Origin of the sequence: Neoakkermansia glycaniphila (genome assembly GCF_900097105.1) — a bacterium.
GTDB classification, from domain to species: domain Bacteria; phylum Verrucomicrobiota; class Verrucomicrobiia; order Verrucomicrobiales; family Akkermansiaceae; genus Akkermansia; species Akkermansia glycaniphila.
The window spans coordinates 2072227-2089207 of sequence record NZ_LT629973.1 but is presented as its reverse complement, the minus strand read 5'-3'; the positions used below and the strand labels follow the sequence as shown (position 1 = coordinate 2089207).

The following is a 16981-nucleotide window of genomic DNA, read 5'->3' as shown; positions in this document are numbered from 1 at the left end:
ATTCATCAAGCGTCAAGGGATTCGTAATCGGTCAGGGAAACTACGGCGGCGGCATCCAGCTTCTTCACCAGCGCCATCGTCAAATCGATCACCGCCTGCAAATCACGGTCATCCAGCACACCGTGATGCGCATGAATATAGCGGGTCGGCACGCCGATCACCACGCAGGGAACCCCCGGCCCGACAAACTGCAACGCCCCGGCATCCGTACCGCCGCTGCGGCGCACCGTCATCTGAAAAGGAATACCGTTCTCCTCGGCCGTCCGGCGCACCAGCTCCACCAAAGCGGGATTCATAATCGCCGTCGGATCGTACATACGCACCTGCGCGCCCTTACCGAGCACACCCTGCCTCCCCGACCCGGCAAAACCGGGAGTATCATCGGCAGGCGGACCTTCCAGCACAATCGCGCAATCCATCTCCGCCAGCTCGCCCACCGTACGGGCGCCGCGGGTGCCCACCTCCTCCTGCACCGTCCCAGCGGCAATCAGCGTATTCGGCAACTCGCAACCTTCCAGCCCCCGCATCACCTCAAGCATCGCATAAAACCCCGCGCGATTATCGAACGCCTTGCCAACCCAACGGTGCGGCATATCGAAAGCCTCCAGCTCCACGCCCGGAGCCACCGGATCCCCCAGGGCAATCCCCAGCTCCGCCACCTCATCCGCACTGGCGGCGCCCACATCCACAAAAAGAGCCTCAATGGGCAGCACCGAATTGCGCTGATTCTCCGGCAGAAAATGCGGCGGCTTCGAACCGATCACACCCCGCACCTTGCGGCCGGAACGAGTCTTCACCACTACCTTCTGGCTCAGCAGCGTATGATTCCACCACCCCCCAATCGGCACGATCGAAAGAAACCCGTCCTCGCCGACGCTCTGCACCAAAAAACCGATCTCGTCCATATGAGCCGCCAGCATCACGCGCGGCCATGCACCCGCCCGCTCGCACACGATATTGCCCGCTCCGGCCGTCGCCACCTCACCCATCCTCCCGAGCACCCGTCGAAACACATTCCGCACCTCTCCCTCATGCCCGGAAACGCCATGAGCATCGCAACACTCCTTCAGCAAATTCGCGTCGATTGTCATGCCCACTAGCATGCGAACAGACGCTCCAATGGTCAAGCCTCAAAAGCAAACTCGTGATAAAATGACATAAATCCCTACCTGTAAACATCCTGCAAAAACGAACACGACAAACTCAACAAAAAAATATAGTATTTATGTACGCTTTTGCTCGCCATACCTTTCATATTCGTGTATAAATCGACCGTTAAATCCCACAATTTATGAAGACATTCATATCCACCCTTGCCGGACTCGCATGCACCGCCGCCTTCACCTCCGTTGCCTTGGCAGACGCCCCCGGAACGGATGTCCGCGTGAAATTTGACGAAGCCAAAATGACCGTCACCGAAATCCAGCCTCCCCTCTTCTCGGGAGCGAAAGGCATGGCAAAAGTGCCCACATGGTACTACATCGACGTCCCCATGAACGTACAAGCCCTCTCCAAAAGCGGCGAAAAACCCCGCTCCGGAACGCTTGACAACCTCACTGTCACCTTCTACCTCCTCGTCAAAAACCCTAATCCGGGCGCAGGTAAAAACAGCTACCTGAAAATCACCAAACCCATCCACTACGTCAACGTACCGGTACCCGGCGCAGAAGGCTCTTCCTCCGTCACCACGCATGCCGCCTGCTTCCTCCCCCCCTCCACCGTCCGCAAACTCACGGGCCGTGAAAACACCCGGGCCGGCGACCTCTCCGCCTACCTCACCCTCATCAGCGTAGACGCCTCCTACAACGACAAACCCTGCAAGGAAACCAAGGACAAATTCGCCTACGCCACCAAAATGTTCGGCAACGACAACGACCTGAGAAAAGGACTCAAAGACCTCCCCAGATGGTGGACCATTGATGCCAAACGCTTCCCTGAAACCACGGACTACCCCGTCCGCACCATCGCGGAAACACCCTTCGCAGCACAGGCCTCCGGCTACTTCCCGGAAACCAACCCCATGTATGGCGCCGCCCCGGCTGAATCGGCCACGGACCCGGCTGCCACAGACACCGAAAACTGACCCCGCCGCTACTGAAGCGGAACCTCCCTCCGGCAAACCTCCTTCCTCACCACATTCTATCTATGGCTGAACAAAAACAAGTTGTAGCCCTTGAAATCGGCGCCCAGGGCGTCGTCATGGGCGTCTTTGTATCCACAGGCAAACAAGGCATGGCCCTTTCCCGCTATGCTCGCAAAGACATCGTTTTGGACCCCGTCGAAGAAGGCCTGCGCATCGAATACGTCAGCGCCGCCATTGGCGAACTCGTCGGCGAACTGAAACTGAAAAACAACTCCGTTCGCAGCGTCGTCTCCGGCCAGCAGGTCTTCATCCGCTTCATCAAACTGCCGCCGATCGAAAGCGACGACCTTCGCCGCCTCGTCGGATTCGAAGCCCAGCAGCACATCCCCTTCCCAATGGAAGAAATCGTCTGGGACTTCCAGCTCCTGCCCGACCGAGGAGAAGCGGAACGCGAAGCCATCCTCGTCGCCATCAAAACCGAAACCCTCGATGCCCTCAACGACCAGATCACCGCGCACGGCATCCACAATACCGGCGTAGGCTGCTCCATCACCTCCCTGTACAACGCCTTCCGGTACAACTATCCGGACGAAACGGCGCCCGTCATGATCCTCGACATCGGCGCCAAAACAACGGACATCATCTACACCGAACCGGAACGCTTCTACACCCGCAGCGTCACCGTCGGCGGCGCCTTCATCACCAATGCCATCGCCCGCGACCTCCACTGCTCCTTCAAGGATGCGGAAGAAATCAAAGTCCAGCAAGGCATGGTCTCCATGGCCAATGGCCACACGGAAGGCATGTCCCCCGTCGAAGCTCAGGTCTCCACCACCGTGCGCAACGCCATGACGCGCCTCGCCTCCGAAATCCAGCGCACCACGAACCACTACCGTGCGCAATTCAAGGGCAACGCTCCCACCAAGGCCTACATCTGCGGCGGCGGCGCACTGCTGCGCTACACCCGCGAATTCCTTGAAGAAACCATCGGCATCCCGGTGGAACACATGAACCCGCTTGCCAACGTCCCCGTCAGCAAACATGTCGATCAGAACAACCTGGCAACCGACAGCGTCATCCTCGGGGGCATCGTCGGCGCAGCCGTCGAAGCATGCAGCGATGCGGAAATCAGCATCGACCTCGTCCCGACCAGCGTCGGCAAGGATCGCGCCGAAAAACAGCTCCTCCCGAAAATCGCCATCGCCGGCTCCATCGCCGTCCTCGGTGCAGCCATCTTCGCCGGAGCCGCCTACATGAAAAAAACGGAAACGGCGGCCACGCGCATCAAAGTTGCCGCTGCCGTCAAAAAAGCGGAAAGAATCGGCAGTGAAATCAGCGCTGCCGAAAACAAAATCACCGACTGCGAACGCACCATCCAGAAATACACGAACCTGTACAACATGCGCTTCGCCTACATGGACATCCTGCAGGACATGACCCAGAACACGGCATCCCCCAACTTCTGGATATCCAGCTTCGTCCCTCTCGTCAACTTCAACCCTCTCGACACCGACCTTGCCTCCAAAAACGGCATCAAGGAGGCCGCACTCGTACGTGACCGCTTCGACAGCGGCAACGACACCGCCCTTCAAACGGTCAAGCAGGACAAAAACAACAAAAACAGCAAAATCGCCCAAAACGTCACCGCTATCTGCATCGAAGGCTACGTACTCGACAAATCCATCACCGGCTCGACCACGGGCGACACCGTCCGCGACAACATCCGGCAAACCCTCGGCAGCCAATCTCCGGAATCGCCCTTCACCTTCGTCGTCAAGAAAAACACGAACGACAAAAAGGGAGTCATGCTCGAAGACCGCATGTACCTCTCCATCGAAGACTCGACCCAGGCCAAACTGCCTCCCTACGTCGAGAAATTCACCATGATCATCCCGTTGAAGCACCCCATCCCGGTTCCCGCCAAGTAAACACACGACCCAGCAAGAACACAACTTCATACCAATCATGAACATCAGTGAAAACAAACGAGTCGTCGTCATGTCAGGCATCTTCCTGATTGCCTTCGTCGGACTCATCGCACTCGGCTTCAGCTTCAGATCAGCCAGCCAGGACAACATCGCCAGCATTGAAGAGGGACAGAGCACCTTGGACAGCGACCGGGCCAAACGCTTCCCGTCCAACGAACAAAGCCTTCCGGAAGTCAACGCCGCCGCCACCCGGGCAGCCGCCATCAAGGAACAAATCCTCGCCTCGACGGCCAGCTTCGGACAAACCGTAGAAACCGCAACCACGGTCGATGGACGCCCAATCAACGGCAAGGAACTGCAGGACAAACTCAACACCCTGCACAACAAACTGGAACAGCTCTGCAAGGAAAAAGACATCAAACTCACACCCGAAGCCTCCTGGCTCGGATTCTCTGCCTTCCGTTCCGTCACGCCGAATGAAAGCGACGCTCCCGACCTGAGCTTCGAACTCTCTGGCATCGACCACTTCGTCAACACCGTCGCCGCCAACGGAGCCGTCTCCATCACCAAAGTCTACCGCCCCACCGTCAGCGAACCGGCAGACAAAACGGGCAAACCCAAACCCGCCGCCAAGAAAAACACGGGCGACTGGAACACCCTCCCCTTCGAAATCAGCTTCCAGGCCAAGCGGGGCAGCGTCGGCAGCATCCTTGAATCCATCGCACAGGACAAGGAATACTGCTACTACATCACCGGCATGCGCATCGCATCCGACCTCACCACGCCCGTACCGCTCGACCCCTTCAAAAAACCTGCCGCCCCGCAGCCGGAAGAAACGGCCACAGCAGTATCGGATATTATTGATGACGGCCTCGGTGGCGGAGATCCCCTCGGCGGCACCCCGGCAGCCGAACCCGCCCCCGCTCCGGAAGAAGTGCGCCCCGCCGCACAAACCGTCGCCAAGCAAATCCTCGGCAATGAAACCATCCGCGTGTACATCGCCTGCGAACTCGTCCGCTTCAACACGCCCGTCAAAAAGCAGAGCAAAAAATAAACACGAACCCGCTTACAACCATGGCAGACAATCCCAATACAGGTAAAATCGCTATCACTGTCGGCAGCATCCTCGGCGTGCTTGGCATTGCTCTCGGCTATTACACCTACAGCAGCACCCAAACTCCGTCCGTTGCAACCGCCATCGACAAAAAGGAAATTGCGGTCGATGCACTCTCCAAGGCAGAAGACATGCTCGGCAAACTTGCCGAAGCACGCAACATGCACGGCCCCAAAATGGGAGGTGACAATGCCCCCCATACATACCATCTCTTCTTCTCCCCGGAAATGTGGCAGGTTGCCGATCCCGAAAAGGGCGAAAACATCCTTGTCGACATCTACAAAAACAATCCGAACATCCACGAAGGCATCGAAAACACCTGGTTCATCGAAAACGGCCTCAAGGACATCATCGGCATATCGGACGCACCGGATCAGGACAACGACAGCGACGGCTTCACCAACCGCGAAGAATACCTCGCCAAAACCAACCCCAAGGATGCCCTGTCCCACCCCCTTCTGATACAGGAAGGAGCCAACAAAGTCTTTGTCGACAAAATCCAGAAATTCGACTACATCGTCACCGTCTCTTCCAACCTCTCCATCGAAACGCCCGAAAACGCGAAAAACGCCGAATGGCTCTTTAAAATCTACGTGGACGGACGCGACCGCGACAGAGTCAAGGCCAAGGTCGGCGGCAAATTCGGACCCGCGGAAGAACCGGAACGCTTTGTCCTGACCGGCTTTGAACAGCGCAACTACAACCCGAACGACCCCGCCGACAAACAAACGGTAGCCATCGTCGAAGACACCATGCGCGGCGGCAAAGAAAAAGCCGTAGCCATCCGTCCCGGCGTCACCCTCAACGGCGACCGCCTCTTCGGCACGCCCAATGCGAAAGGCTACAGCGTCCAGAACCGCACCGCCACGCTGAAAATCACGGCAGGTGCGGGAGCCGGACAAACCATTGATGTGCGCGAAGGCGCCACATTCAAACTTCCGGGCGACAAAGACCATGAATTTTCGCTTGAATCCGTCAAGGATGATGATACTATCACAGTAATTCCTCTTCCCGACGGAGCTCCTGTCACTGTTGGCAAACAAAATTAAAAGGAACATCAAAAAATCACCAGAAACCAAACTTTAGGCTTCACATATCATAAAATTCTGTCATAAATAGAACTTTACCATGAACCACGCACCTCTCAATCACTCGAAGCGCACCATTGTCGCGCTGCTGGCGATCGCGGCAACTTGTCCCATTGCGCAAGGTGGTGACACCGGCCAGCTCCGCACCACCACTGCAGAAGGATCCAGCCTCGTAGGCCCCTCCGCGGTGTATGGCACACAATCCGGAGCCATCCAGCGAGAAGCCGCTCGTCGCAACGAACAGACGAAAATCGCCATGGATCTCCTCGAAGAAGGACGCCAGGCATACAAAAACGGCAAATACAAGGACGCGCTCGACAAATTCCGCGAAGCCTGGGATACCCTTCCCGATGCTCCCGCCACCGCAGAACGCCGTGCATTCATCTTGGTAAACATCTGCGACGCCAGCGTCGCCGTCGCCATCGAATATGCCAAAGTAGGCCGCTACGACGAAGCCGAACAACTCCTTCTCGATGTCCTGAAATACCAGCCCAACAACAAACGGGCTCAGCAGGAACTCTCCTTCCTTCGCGACCCGATTCGCAACAATCCCGCGCTGACACCCGAACACGTCAAAAACGTTGAAGAAGTCAACCGCCTTCTCGTCCTTGCCTACGGCTACTATGACCTCGGCAACTTCAACCAGGCATACGACACCTTCAACCGCGTGCTCATGATCGACCCGTACAACACGGCCGCCCGCCAGGGTCAGGAAGCTGTCAACAAGCGCCGTGAAATGTACTACAAACAGGCTCACAACAGCTATCGCTCCAAGGCTCTTGCCGATGTCGAAGCCCTGTGGCAGGAAACCATTCCTCAGGACCTGCCCGAATATGCTGCACCGACTCCCGGAGCCCCTGTAGATATCAATGTCCAGAAAAACGAAGAAGCTCTTCGCGGCCTCCGTATCAGCAACGTCTCCTTTGAAGATACCCGTCTCGGCGAAGCTCTTGACTTCCTGCGCGGTGAAGCACGCAAGGTCGGTCAAGACATCAACTTCATCACGGAAGCAGCCGCTCCTGTCGTCGTCGCCACCGGAGGCGAAGATGAGCCGCCAGCGCCTGTGGCGGCCAAGAACCCCGAAGAACTCAATATCGACGCGCTGAAAGTCAGCAACATCAGCGCCATGGAACTTCTCGACCTCATCTGCAGCAAGACGAACTGCAAATACCGCATCGACGCCATCGGTGTGCGCATCGTCCCCCCGGGTGGTGAAAACAATGTGCTGGTCACCAAGAAATTCACAGGCGTCAACCGCGACTTCTGGCTTGGTCTGGGCGGCGGCGACGGTGCTACCGGAGAAGCAGATGGCGGCAGCCCCTTCGACACAGGCTCCTCGACATCCAGCGCATCCAAGGTCATCAATGCCAAGGAAAAACTTCAGGCCAACGGCATCAACTTCCCGAAGGGTGCATCCGCCTCCTGGAACAAGAACACGGGTACGCTGATCGTAACCAACACGCAGGAAAACCTCGACAATGTCGACAACATGATCGAAGAGGCCATCCTGAACAATGCCGACCTCATGGTGGAAGTCACGGGCAAATTCGTTGAAATCCAGCAAACCAACACGGATGAACTCAGCTTCGACTGGGTAGTCAATCCCTTCTCGATCAACAACAGCGGCACGACCTACATCGGCGGCACCAGCGGCGTCGGATCCAATCCGATCCGTTCTGCCGGCGACTTTGTCGGCGTACCGCCCAACTATACCGGCACTGGCACATGGCCCATCGGTAAGGGAACCAGCTCCGGCAACCTGACTGGCGCTGCGACGGCACAACCCATCAACAACGGTTTGATGACGGGTGGTCTCCGCTCGGGTACGGGCGCCACAAGCAGCAGCAGCATCGACCGTCTGCTCGCATCCGGCTCCACTTCCACCTCAGCCTCCACCTCGGTTGCTCCCGGCATCATGTCCGTATCCGGCATCTTCAATGAAGGTTCCTACCAGGCCATCATGCGCGGCCTCAGCCAGAAGAAAGGCGTGGACGTCATGAACGCTCCGAGCCTCCTTGCCAAGCCCGGCGACCTTTCCTTCACGCCTACGGCTCTTGAAGGCATGGATGACGACGGCGGCGCAGCCAAAATCGAAGTGATCCGCCGCTTTATCTATCCGAGCCGTTACGATCCGCCCCAGCTCCAGCAGCAGAACAACAACAACGGCGGCGGTTGGGGCGGTAATGGCAACAACGTTACCATGAACTCCCCCGTAGCCACTGGCGCTACACCGTCCGAATGGGCCACGGAAGAAGTGGGTGTTGTCCTTCGCTTCAAGATTGCCGAAATCAAGAAAGACACTGGCGTCATCGTATTCGACCGCTTTGAAATCAAGGTAGTGGACTTCGAAGGCTTCGTCAACTACGGCAGCCCGATCACCACGGCCATCACCAATGCCGACGGCGACTTCGAAAACATCACCCTGTCGGAAAACCGCATCGGAATGCCGATCTTCACACGCCGCTACATCAACACCAATCCCTCCATCATGGACGGCCACACTCTGGCCATCGGTGGCTTGCTGAGCGAAAACGTGCAGAAGGTCGAAGACAAGGTGCCTATCTTCGGCGACCTTCCCCTCGTGGGCCGTTTCTTCCGCAGCAATGTGGACAGCCACATCAAGAAGAATCTGATGATCTTCGTGACGGCCAAGACGGTGGATCCGAGCGGCAACTCGGCCCGTGCCCAGCGCGCCGGCAATTCCTCGCCGCTGCCTCCCATCGAAACGGCTACCTCCGTCAGCTCCGCCCCCACTCTGATGGATGACGGTCTGGTTCGCCCCTAAGAGGTACTGACTACGAGCAAACATTTCACAGGCGCAGGTTCATCCCTGCGCCTGTTTTCTTTCTCTCTTTGAGCCCTCTCAGGCACGCACAGGTACAGGTTCCGCCGCCCGCAACTTGAACAGCCAAGCATGGACAAATCTCAAGCACACAGTACAGCCGGCATCTGCCGGGTACATATCAGCTCCGCCAAATCTCCATCCACACCACGTGCAACGCCCTTCTCAAGCGACAGACTTTCCCGCAGGCAGGACGATACACCCCAAGGGCCACAATCCAGCCACGGAGGACAACCATACGGCCGCACAAGCAGCAGGCCCTGCCCGAAACGGGCATATCCGGGCATATCCGGGTATCTCCTACCTCTTCTTCTTATATGAAGAGGCCAGCTTCTGCACGTATTTGTTCATCTGCGGCAGATTGTCCTGAATACTCTGTGCAAGGCGGAACTGGTTCCGGGCGCGAATCAGGTTATGCAGCGGCTTGTGCGTCTTGAAATACACATCGCCATTCAAATAATCCGTCAGAAAGCGAATACCGATCTCAATCGTAATCAATTTCCCTGAAAACGGCAGCTGCTCGATCTCCTCGGCTGTCAGGAACTCTCCGGCAGCATCCAGATACCCCTCCAGAAGCGACTCGAACAGGGGCATCTGCATGCACACCTTCCCGAGATCCTCCTCGTCCTCCTCGGCCGTACAGGTCGCCGTACGCACCATATCGCCGAAATCGTACAGCACGAGCCCGGGCATCACCGTATCGAGATCGATCACGCAGACGGCTTCATCCGTCTCGGCATCGAGCATCACATTATTGATCTTCGTATCGTTGTGCGTGATTCGCGTCGGCAGAAGCCCCGTCGCCTGCAGGCCGAGCAGTCTGTCCACATCGGGCTCCCACTGCATCGCGGTTTCCAGCTCGGAGCGGCAGGATTCGAGCCGCCCGGCGCAATCCTTCTCCACCGCTTCCATCAAAGCTTCATACCTCTTGCGCGTATTGTGGAAATTGGGAATCGTCTCGACGATATCGTCGGGATTCATATCGCTGATCAACTCCTGAAAGGAACCGAAGGCATAGCCCGCCTGGTACGCCTGCCTCGTGTTCTCGACCACATCGTACGTATGCGTACCCTCGATATTGTTGTAGCAGCGCCACACGCCGCCGTCTTCGAGAGTCACGTACGTGCGCCCTCCCCGGGCGGGATACAGGCTCAGCGTCTGCCCGGCCGCACCCTTGCGGCGGCGCATCACCTTCCAGCAGATATGCCGGGTCACCTTCTCCACATTGCGCATCACCGCACCGGGATCCTTGAAGACATTTTCATTGATACGCTGGAGAATGTAGCGCTCCTCCCGATCGTCCGCACGGTAGCAGGCACGGTACGTCGTATTGATATGCCCGCTCTGCAATTCTTCGCCATAAATGAATTCGCCTTCGATGGCGAAACAATCGCCAATGGCTGCGATGCGTTCGGCCAGATCGCCGGTGTGCACCCGCGTGGGAGAAGAGGAGGGAGTCATAAAATCAAATCGTCTGAGAGAGTGGATAAAACGATGGGCTGCCTTTGCGTCAGCGGGCGTAATGGTACCCGATCAGCTCGTTAAGGCGGGCTTTCAGGGTATCGATTCCTTCGCCTGTCAGCGCGGACACGGAAATGATTTCCTGTTTCGGGAAGCGGCGGCGGAAGTTTTCGAAATTCTCCACGGACGCTTCCTGATCCATCTTGTTCGCCACAATCAGCCACGGACGCTGCGCCAGCTCTTCGCTGTACAGCTTGATTTCCGTGCGCAACTGCTGCAGATCCTCGATGGGATCGCGCTCCAGGCCGGACATGTCCACCACGAAAATCAGCAGCTTGCATCGCATGATGTGGCGCAGGAACTCATGGCCGAGCCCGCGGTTCCGGTGGGCTCCTTCAATGATGCCCGGAATATCCGCGACCACGCAGCGGCGGAAATCGTCGAACTCGACAACGCCGACAATCGGCTGCAACGTCGTGAAAGGATAATCCGCCACCTTCGGCTTGGCGGAAGAAATATCGCCGAGCAGCGTGCTCTTGCCTGCATTCGGATATCCGACAAGCCCGGCATCAGCGATACGGCGGAGTTCCAGAAAGAACACTCCGCTCTCGGCTTCCGTGCCGAATTCGAATTCCGTCGGCGACTGGTTCGTTGCCGAACGGAAATGCCAGTTGCCGCGGCCGCCTTCGCCACCCTGGCAAAGCACGAACCGCTCGCCAAGCTCCGTCAGGTCGGCGATCTGCTCCAGCTCGATGCCTTCGCCTTCGCGTTCCAGCCATGTGGCTTCCTGCATCGTCTCCGCATTGCTGCGGTATACGATCGTACCCGGAGGCACCTTGCCGACGACGGTTTTGCCATCCTTGCCATGGCGGCGCACATGGCCGCCGGGCACGCCGTCCGTAGCTATCAGCTTGGGATCGTAGAAAAAGGCGCGAAGATCGTTCGTATGCGGATCCACTTCCAGAATCACGCTTCCGCCATCGCCGCCGTCGCCGCCGTCCGGCCCGCCTTTGGGAACGAATTTCTCGCGCCTGAAACTGGCGAGACCGTTTCCTCCTTTACCCGCTTTTGCGAAGATGCGTATATTGTCAACGAACATGCCTTCAGGATAAAGGAAAAGGCGGCTTTTGACAAGACTAGCCTTACAATTCCAGCCATTATGATGCTTTTTGATTGATTTCTCCGGAAAATCCCTCATATTAGACTGCAACACATGGCAGAAATACGCATCACCTATCCCGGGGGCGAACCCCAGACTTTCACCTTGCCCGCCGAGGAGCATCGTACCGTCACCGTGGGCAGAAACAGTGCGTGCAACTACCCCGTGCCCATCCCTTCCCTCTCCAATCTTCATTGCTCCATCGAGAAAGTAGGCGATGCCTACTACCTCACCGACGAGAACTCCACCAACGGAGTTCTTGCAGACGGGCAGAAAGTGGCTCAAGCCACCCTGAAGCCCGGCATTCCCTACCTCCTCGGAGAAGCCATCCTCATCTACATTCCGGACGGAGGCGAATACGTGCCGAAAGCATCGTTCATCGAAGACCAAGTCTCCGATACCCAGGACACGAGGCCTCACACCGAGCCGAATGACGAGCAGGAGCAGATGCCCGAAAACGATTCATCCCCCGTTCCTGCGGTACACCAGCCGGAAGAAGACGCAACAGATGACGAAGAACCGTCCGAACCGCTTCCAACCAAACGGAAGAACCCCCGGGCAAAGTCCAAAGCCAATAAATCCATGGGCATGTTCGCCGATTGGAGCACGGGGCAAACCGTCTACGTCATCATCCTGACTCTGCTGGCCTTCTATGCGGGCCTGACGCTGCACCACGCCGTTCAGACCGGAGAATTCCTCCCGGCCAAGCAATTCGGCCTCGACAAGTAATCGGACAATCCGCCGAAAAGCAGTATGCCATTGCCCTGCACTTCTTCGGTTGCAGGGTGTATTCCGGCATCGCCCGTCCGCGACAACTTCTCCCCCTCCTCTCATGTTGCAATCTCACCCGGGGCAGCCCGATTTCCGCAGCGGGATTCCACATTCCGACACCCTTCCTCCTGCCTTTCGAATATCAGGATGTGCAGCTGCCTGCCGCGTGCCTCTCATACGTTTCCCGGCTGAAGAGACATAAAAAATGCTCCCTGTACAGGGAGCATGGAAAGGAAAAACGGAATCCGGCAGAAGCCTTATTTTGCCTTGGCGTAGGCTGCATTGCCGCGCTGTTTCTGCAATGCCGCAAACATGCGGTCGCAATGGCGGAACTTGCGCCGGTCACTGAGCTTTTGCATGCTCAACTCGGAAGAGCCCCACTGAACTACCGTGATTTCTACCACGCGGCGGCCCCATTTACGCATGAGTGAGCGGCTGGGCTGGTAAATATCGATCGTACCCGTACCCACGAGCGCGCTGCCGTAATCGTCCACCACATACAGGTAGGGCTGGCCCTTGACCCTGAATTTGGTGCCGAGCGGATACACCGACCAATCGGCGGCGGCGCTGCGTACCTGATTCGTGTACTTCAGAGAAGTGCCGATCGCATTGCGGGGACCGTATTTCACATGGTCGGATTCGGAATGCGTGTAAGCCGTCGTACGGACGACTCGCGTGCGCTGCTGGGGATGATAAAAAGGAAGACCGTGCTTATCGCGGCCGAGGTTGGGAAGCTTGGGATCGGGCTTGGCCGAGGGGGACGGAGCCAGAGGGTAAACAAAATCGCTGCTGACCACCTGCGAAGAAGACGCTCCCTGCGCTTCAAATCCGCCTGCCAACATGCAGGCACAGGCCGCAAGGATCGTCGTTGCTTTTTTTATGGAAATCATGAAAGAATCAGAGATGGGGTTTCGTACTCTCTAGGGTAGAGGGTTTTTGCTCGCATTCACACTACGGCAACGAAATTATATATGGTTCGTTAACTAATTGCAAGCCTAATTTTGCATTCCGGCCCTCGGCAGCCTTGCCATGAAGAACGCAGATTTTACGGACATCGTACGATATCGTATGAATTTCGGGCAAACGATACACGATCTTGTATGCCGCAAAATCCCGGAAAAACCGTCATTTTGGCCCTGTTTTCATCCAAACGCACGACGAACCCATGAAAAGAATGCAGGACGAGCGTAGCCTGAACGCCTTCCGCTCCCTTCCGCCCAGCCCGCGCGCGCGTGCGGCTGCCACACAATCTTGATAAAAGGCACTTGCCAAGCACGGGAAAAGGGGTATAATCACGCGCCCCCGTTCCCTGCTCACCAAGAAGAACTCCAGCACGATATGCCTGACGCACGCTTTCAACCACTCCCCGGATTCCGCGATTTTGCCCCCCAGGAATGCGCCGCCCGCAATTACCTCTTCGATGCATGGAAACGGGTTGCCCGGCGATACGGTTTCGTGGAATGGGAAGGCCCGACCATCGAATCGACGGAACTTTACCTGAAAAAATCCGGCGGCGAACTTCCCACCCAGCTCTTCCGCTTCAAGGACCAAGGCGAGCGCGACATCACCGTGCGCCCCGAACTGACGGCCTCCCTCGGCCGCATCGCCGCCGCCTACCAGCGCGAATACACGAAGCCCCTCAAGTGGTTCGAGATCGGCAGCTGCTTCCGCTACGAAAAGCCGCAGAAGGGCCGCCTGCGTGAATTCTACCAGTTCAACGCCGACATCCTCGGCGAAAGCGAAGCGGGCGCCGACGCCGAACTCATCGCCCTCGCCATCGACTGCATGCGCGAACTCGGCTTCCGCGAAGGCGACTTCATCGTCCGCCTCTCCGACCGCGAAGTATGGCTCGGCTACGCAGCCAAGCACGGCATCCCCGAAGACAGGACGGGAGACTTCCTCGCCATCGTCGACAAATTCGAACGCGACCGCCCGGAAGAATGCCAGCGCAAGCTCGACGCCTTCGGCATGCGGCGTGAAGACCTCGTCGCCTTCATCGAAAATCCGCCCGCCGACTGCTCGCCCCGCTACAGCGAAGTGCTCGCCGAACTGGATGCGCGCGGCCTCGCCGGATATGTGAAACTCGACCTCTCCGTCGTCCGCGGCCTCGCGTACTACACCGGCCTCGTCTTTGAAATCTTCGACAGCGGCCGCTCCCTGCGCGCCATCGCCGGAGGAGGCCGCTACAACACACTCGTCAAAGCCCTCTCCGACGGTGCGGCGGACATGCCCGCCACAGGCTTCGCCCTCGGCGACGCCGTCATCTCCCACCTCATCGAGCAGTGCCCGCATGCCAAAGCCCTCCGCGACGCCGCGCTCCAGCCGAACACCTGCGACATCTACCTCGCACTGGCCGATCCCGCCCAGCGTCCAGCCCTGCTCGGCCTCGCCTCCGCCCTGCGCGACCAGGGCTACCGCGTCGACCTCGCCCTCTCGCCCGCCAAACTGGGCAACCAGCTCAAACGCGCCGAAAAACAGGGTGCGCGCTACGCCGTCGTCGTCGGCGAGGAATACCCGCAGCTCGAACTCAAAAACCTGTCTGCCCGCACCTCCGCCACCGTCGGCATCGACGAACTTTTCGCCGCACTGGCCAACGACCCCGAAGAAGAAACCATCTCCGAATAACACTACACAAGCCATGAACAGCTATCGCACCCATACGTGCAACGAACTCCGCCCCGCCGACATCGACAAAACCGTCACGCTCATCGGCTGGGTAGACACTCTTCGCGACCACGGCGGCGTCATCTTTGTCGACCTCCGCGACCGCTCCGGCATCACCCAGATCGTTTTCCATCCCGAAAATAACGCCGACCTTGCCAAGCGCGCCGAATCCCTCCGCTCCGAAGATGTGATCCAGATCACCGGACAGGTCGTCGCACGCCTCAAGACCGCCGAGGTGGACGCCACCAACCCCGACCTCGCCACCGGAGAAATCGAAGTGGAAGCCGACTCCCTCACCCTCATCAACAAGGCCGAGGTTCTTCCCTTCCAGCTTGACCGCAACGTCTCGAACGAAGACATCCGCCTCAAGTACCGCTATCTCGACCTGCGCCGCCCCACCATGGCGCGCAACATGCAGATCCGCCACCGCGTCACCAAAACCACGCGCGACTATCTGGACGAAAACGGCTTCCTCGAAATCGAAACCCCCGTCCTCTCCAAATCCACACCCGAAGGCGCGCGAGACTTCCTCGTACCCTCCCGCCTCGCACCCGGCAAATTCTACGCCCTCCCGCAGGCTCCGCAGCAGTACAAGCAGCTCCTCATGGTCGCCGGCATGGAACGCTACTTCCAGATCGCCCGCTGCTTCCGCGACGAAGACCTCCGCGCCGACCGCCAGCCGGAATTCACGCAGATCGACCTCGAAGCCTCCTTCATCACCCCTGAAGACGTCTACAACTGGGTGGAAAACCTCCTCCAGCGCGTGTACAAGGAAGCCGTAGGCCGCGACATCCAGATCCCCTTCCCCCGCATGACGTGGAAGGAAGCCATGGACCAGTACGGCTCCGACAAGCCGGAACGCCGCTTCGACATGAAGCTCACGGATGTCTCCTCCATCTTCACCAACAGCGGCTTCAAAGTCTTTGCCTCCACCGTCGCCAACGGAGGAGTCGTCAAAGCCATCAACGCCAAGGGCTTCGCCAACGCCTCCGTCGGCCAGATCGACTCCCTCACCAAAACCGCCATGGAAGCCGGGGCCAAAGGCCTCGCCTACATCAAGGTGCGTGAAGACGGCTGGAAGAGCCCCATCACCAAATTCCTCGGTGAAGAAGAACTCAAGGCCCTCACCGAAACGCTCAACATCGAAACGGGCGACCTCGTCCTCTTCGCTGCCGGAGCATGGGAACAATCCTGCGAAATCCTCGGCCGCGTCCGCCTCGAATGCGCCGCCTACCAGGAACTCCTCAAGGATAACCACGACCTCGACTTCTTCTGGGTCACCCGCTTCCCGCTCTTCGGCTGGGATGAAGAAGAACAGCGCTACTGCGCCATCCACCATCCCTTCACCCGCCCCGTACCGGAAGACGAAGACAAGCTCCGCAACGGAGAACTCTCCACCGACCTCTGCGCACAGGCTTACGACGTCATCCTCAACGGCACCGAACTCGGCGGCGGTTCCATCCGAATCCACGAACGCGACCTTCAGGCCGCCATGTTCCGCGCCCTCGGCATCTCCGACGAACAGGCCGAAGAACAATTCGGCCACATCCTCGAAGCCTTCAGCTTCGGCGCACCGCCCCACGGCGGCCTCGCCCTCGGCCTCGACCGCCTCGTCATGCTCATCTGTGAAGCCGACTCCATCCGCGAAGTCATCGCCTTCCCGAAGAACAACCGCGGCGCCGACCTCATGAGCGAATCCCCCGCTGCCGCAGAACCGAACCAGCTCCGCGACATCCACATCCAGGTCAAACTCCCGCAGAAACTGCAGGAACAGCAGGCGGCCAAATAACCGCCACCTCAGGACTTGCATCCTTCACGGAACCGCAGCAGGGCATCTCCCGCTGCGGTTCCTGCTTTTTCCGGCTTCGGCA

The 16981-nt window shown here is 58.3% G+C and carries 12 protein-coding genes; 8 read left to right on the top strand and 4 right to left on the bottom strand.

Annotated elements, in window-relative coordinates; all coding sequences use genetic code 11:
• Positions 1-5 precede the first annotated feature (5 nt).
• The gene (locus tag PYTT_RS08760) at positions 6-1091 is read right to left on the bottom strand and encodes a M42 family metallopeptidase (RefSeq protein ID WP_067777946.1); all 1086 of its coding nucleotides are present in this window, start codon (positions 1089-1091) and stop codon (positions 6-8) included.
• 200 nt (positions 1092-1291) lie between these two features.
• Between PYTT_RS08760 and PYTT_RS08755 the strand changes: the two genes are divergently transcribed.
• The 5 genes from PYTT_RS08755 (at position 1292) to PYTT_RS08735 (ending at position 8998) form a co-directional block, all read left to right on the top strand.
• Positions 1292-2083 (top strand): Amuc_1102 family pilus-like protein, encoded by a 792-nt coding sequence (locus tag PYTT_RS08755; protein ID WP_067777751.1) that lies wholly within the window; start codon positions 1292-1294, stop codon positions 2081-2083.
• A 62-nt stretch (positions 2084-2145) separates the two neighbouring features.
• The gene (gene mul2B, locus PYTT_RS08750) at positions 2146-4011 is read left to right on the top strand and encodes an Amuc_1101 family PilM-like pilus complex protein (RefSeq protein WP_067777750.1); all 1866 of its coding nucleotides are present in this window, start codon (positions 2146-2148) and stop codon (positions 4009-4011) included.
• Positions 4012-4048: 37 nt separating this feature from the next.
• Complete coding sequence (locus PYTT_RS08745; RefSeq protein ID WP_067777749.1) at positions 4049-5065, top strand: Amuc_1100 family pilus-like protein; 1017 nt, start codon at positions 4049-4051, stop codon at positions 5063-5065.
• A 20-nt stretch (positions 5066-5085) separates the two neighbouring features.
• Positions 5086-6174, top strand: coding sequence for an Amuc_1099 family pilus-like system protein (locus PYTT_RS08740; RefSeq protein WP_067777748.1), 1089 nt, complete (start codon positions 5086-5088; stop codon positions 6172-6174).
• A 79-nt stretch (positions 6175-6253) separates the two neighbouring features.
• Positions 6254-8998, top strand: a complete 2745-nt coding sequence (locus tag PYTT_RS08735) for an Amuc_1098 family type IV pilus outer membrane protein (RefSeq protein WP_067777747.1) — start codon at positions 6254-6256, stop codon at positions 8996-8998.
• A gap of 357 nt (positions 8999-9355) precedes the next feature.
• Here the strand turns inward: PYTT_RS08735 and PYTT_RS08730 are convergent, their stop codons facing one another.
• Positions 9356-10516, bottom strand: a complete 1161-nt coding sequence (locus PYTT_RS08730; protein WP_067777746.1) for a phosphotransferase enzyme family protein — start codon at positions 10514-10516, stop codon at positions 9356-9358.
• 49 nt (positions 10517-10565) lie between these two features.
• A complete protein-coding gene (gene obgE / locus PYTT_RS08725; protein ID WP_067777745.1) occupies positions 10566-11615 on the bottom strand; it encodes a GTPase ObgE in 1050 nt (349 codons plus the stop codon).
• A gap of 114 nt (positions 11616-11729) precedes the next feature.
• Here obgE and PYTT_RS08720 point away from each other — a divergent pair, with 114 nt between their 5' ends.
• The gene (locus PYTT_RS08720; RefSeq protein WP_067777744.1) at positions 11730-12404 is read left to right on the top strand and encodes an FHA domain-containing protein; all 675 of its coding nucleotides are present in this window, start codon (positions 11730-11732) and stop codon (positions 12402-12404) included.
• Between the two features lie 299 nt (positions 12405-12703).
• On the opposite strand, the gene PYTT_RS08715 is transcribed toward PYTT_RS08720, so the two are convergent.
• Complete coding sequence (locus PYTT_RS08715; protein WP_067777743.1) at positions 12704-13336, bottom strand: 3D domain-containing protein; 633 nt, start codon at positions 13334-13336, stop codon at positions 12704-12706.
• A 448-nt stretch (positions 13337-13784) separates the two neighbouring features.
• On the opposite strand from PYTT_RS08715, the gene hisS reads away from it, so the two are divergent.
• Positions 13785-15071 (top strand): histidine--tRNA ligase, encoded by a 1287-nt coding sequence (gene hisS / locus PYTT_RS08710; RefSeq protein WP_067777742.1) that lies wholly within the window; start codon positions 13785-13787, stop codon positions 15069-15071.
• A gap of 13 nt (positions 15072-15084) precedes the next feature.
• Complete coding sequence (gene aspS, locus PYTT_RS08705; RefSeq protein ID WP_067777741.1) at positions 15085-16899, top strand: aspartate--tRNA ligase; 1815 nt, start codon at positions 15085-15087, stop codon at positions 16897-16899.
• Positions 16900-16981: the final 82 nt, after the last annotated feature.

What these genes read in the sequence shown, in the direction of transcription:
- PYTT_RS08760 (WP_067777946.1), bottom strand. Translation starts at nt 1,091, where the DNA reads ATGACAATCGACGCGAATTTGCTGAAGGAGTGTTGCGATGCTCATGGC.
- PYTT_RS08755 (WP_067777751.1), top strand. Translation starts at nt 1,292, where the DNA reads ATGAAGACATTCATATCCACCCTTGCCGGACTCGCATGCACCGCCGCC.
- mul2B (WP_067777750.1), top strand. Translation starts at nt 2,146, where the DNA reads ATGGCTGAACAAAAACAAGTTGTAGCCCTTGAAATCGGCGCCCAGGGC.
- PYTT_RS08745 (WP_067777749.1), top strand. Translation starts at nt 4,049, where the DNA reads ATGAACATCAGTGAAAACAAACGAGTCGTCGTCATGTCAGGCATCTTC.
- PYTT_RS08740 (WP_067777748.1), top strand. Translation starts at nt 5,086, where the DNA reads ATGGCAGACAATCCCAATACAGGTAAAATCGCTATCACTGTCGGCAGC.
- PYTT_RS08735 (WP_067777747.1), top strand. Translation starts at nt 6,254, where the DNA reads ATGAACCACGCACCTCTCAATCACTCGAAGCGCACCATTGTCGCGCTG.
- PYTT_RS08730 (WP_067777746.1), bottom strand. Translation starts at nt 10,516, where the DNA reads ATGACTCCCTCCTCTTCTCCCACGCGGGTGCACACCGGCGATCTGGCC.
- obgE (WP_067777745.1), bottom strand. Translation starts at nt 11,615, where the DNA reads ATGTTCGTTGACAATATACGCATCTTCGCAAAAGCGGGTAAAGGAGGA.
- PYTT_RS08720 (WP_067777744.1), top strand. Translation starts at nt 11,730, where the DNA reads ATGGCAGAAATACGCATCACCTATCCCGGGGGCGAACCCCAGACTTTC.
- PYTT_RS08715 (WP_067777743.1), bottom strand. Translation starts at nt 13,336, where the DNA reads ATGATTTCCATAAAAAAAGCAACGACGATCCTTGCGGCCTGTGCCTGC.
- hisS (WP_067777742.1), top strand. Translation starts at nt 13,785, where the DNA reads ATGCCTGACGCACGCTTTCAACCACTCCCCGGATTCCGCGATTTTGCC.
- aspS (WP_067777741.1), top strand. Translation starts at nt 15,085, where the DNA reads ATGAACAGCTATCGCACCCATACGTGCAACGAACTCCGCCCCGCCGAC.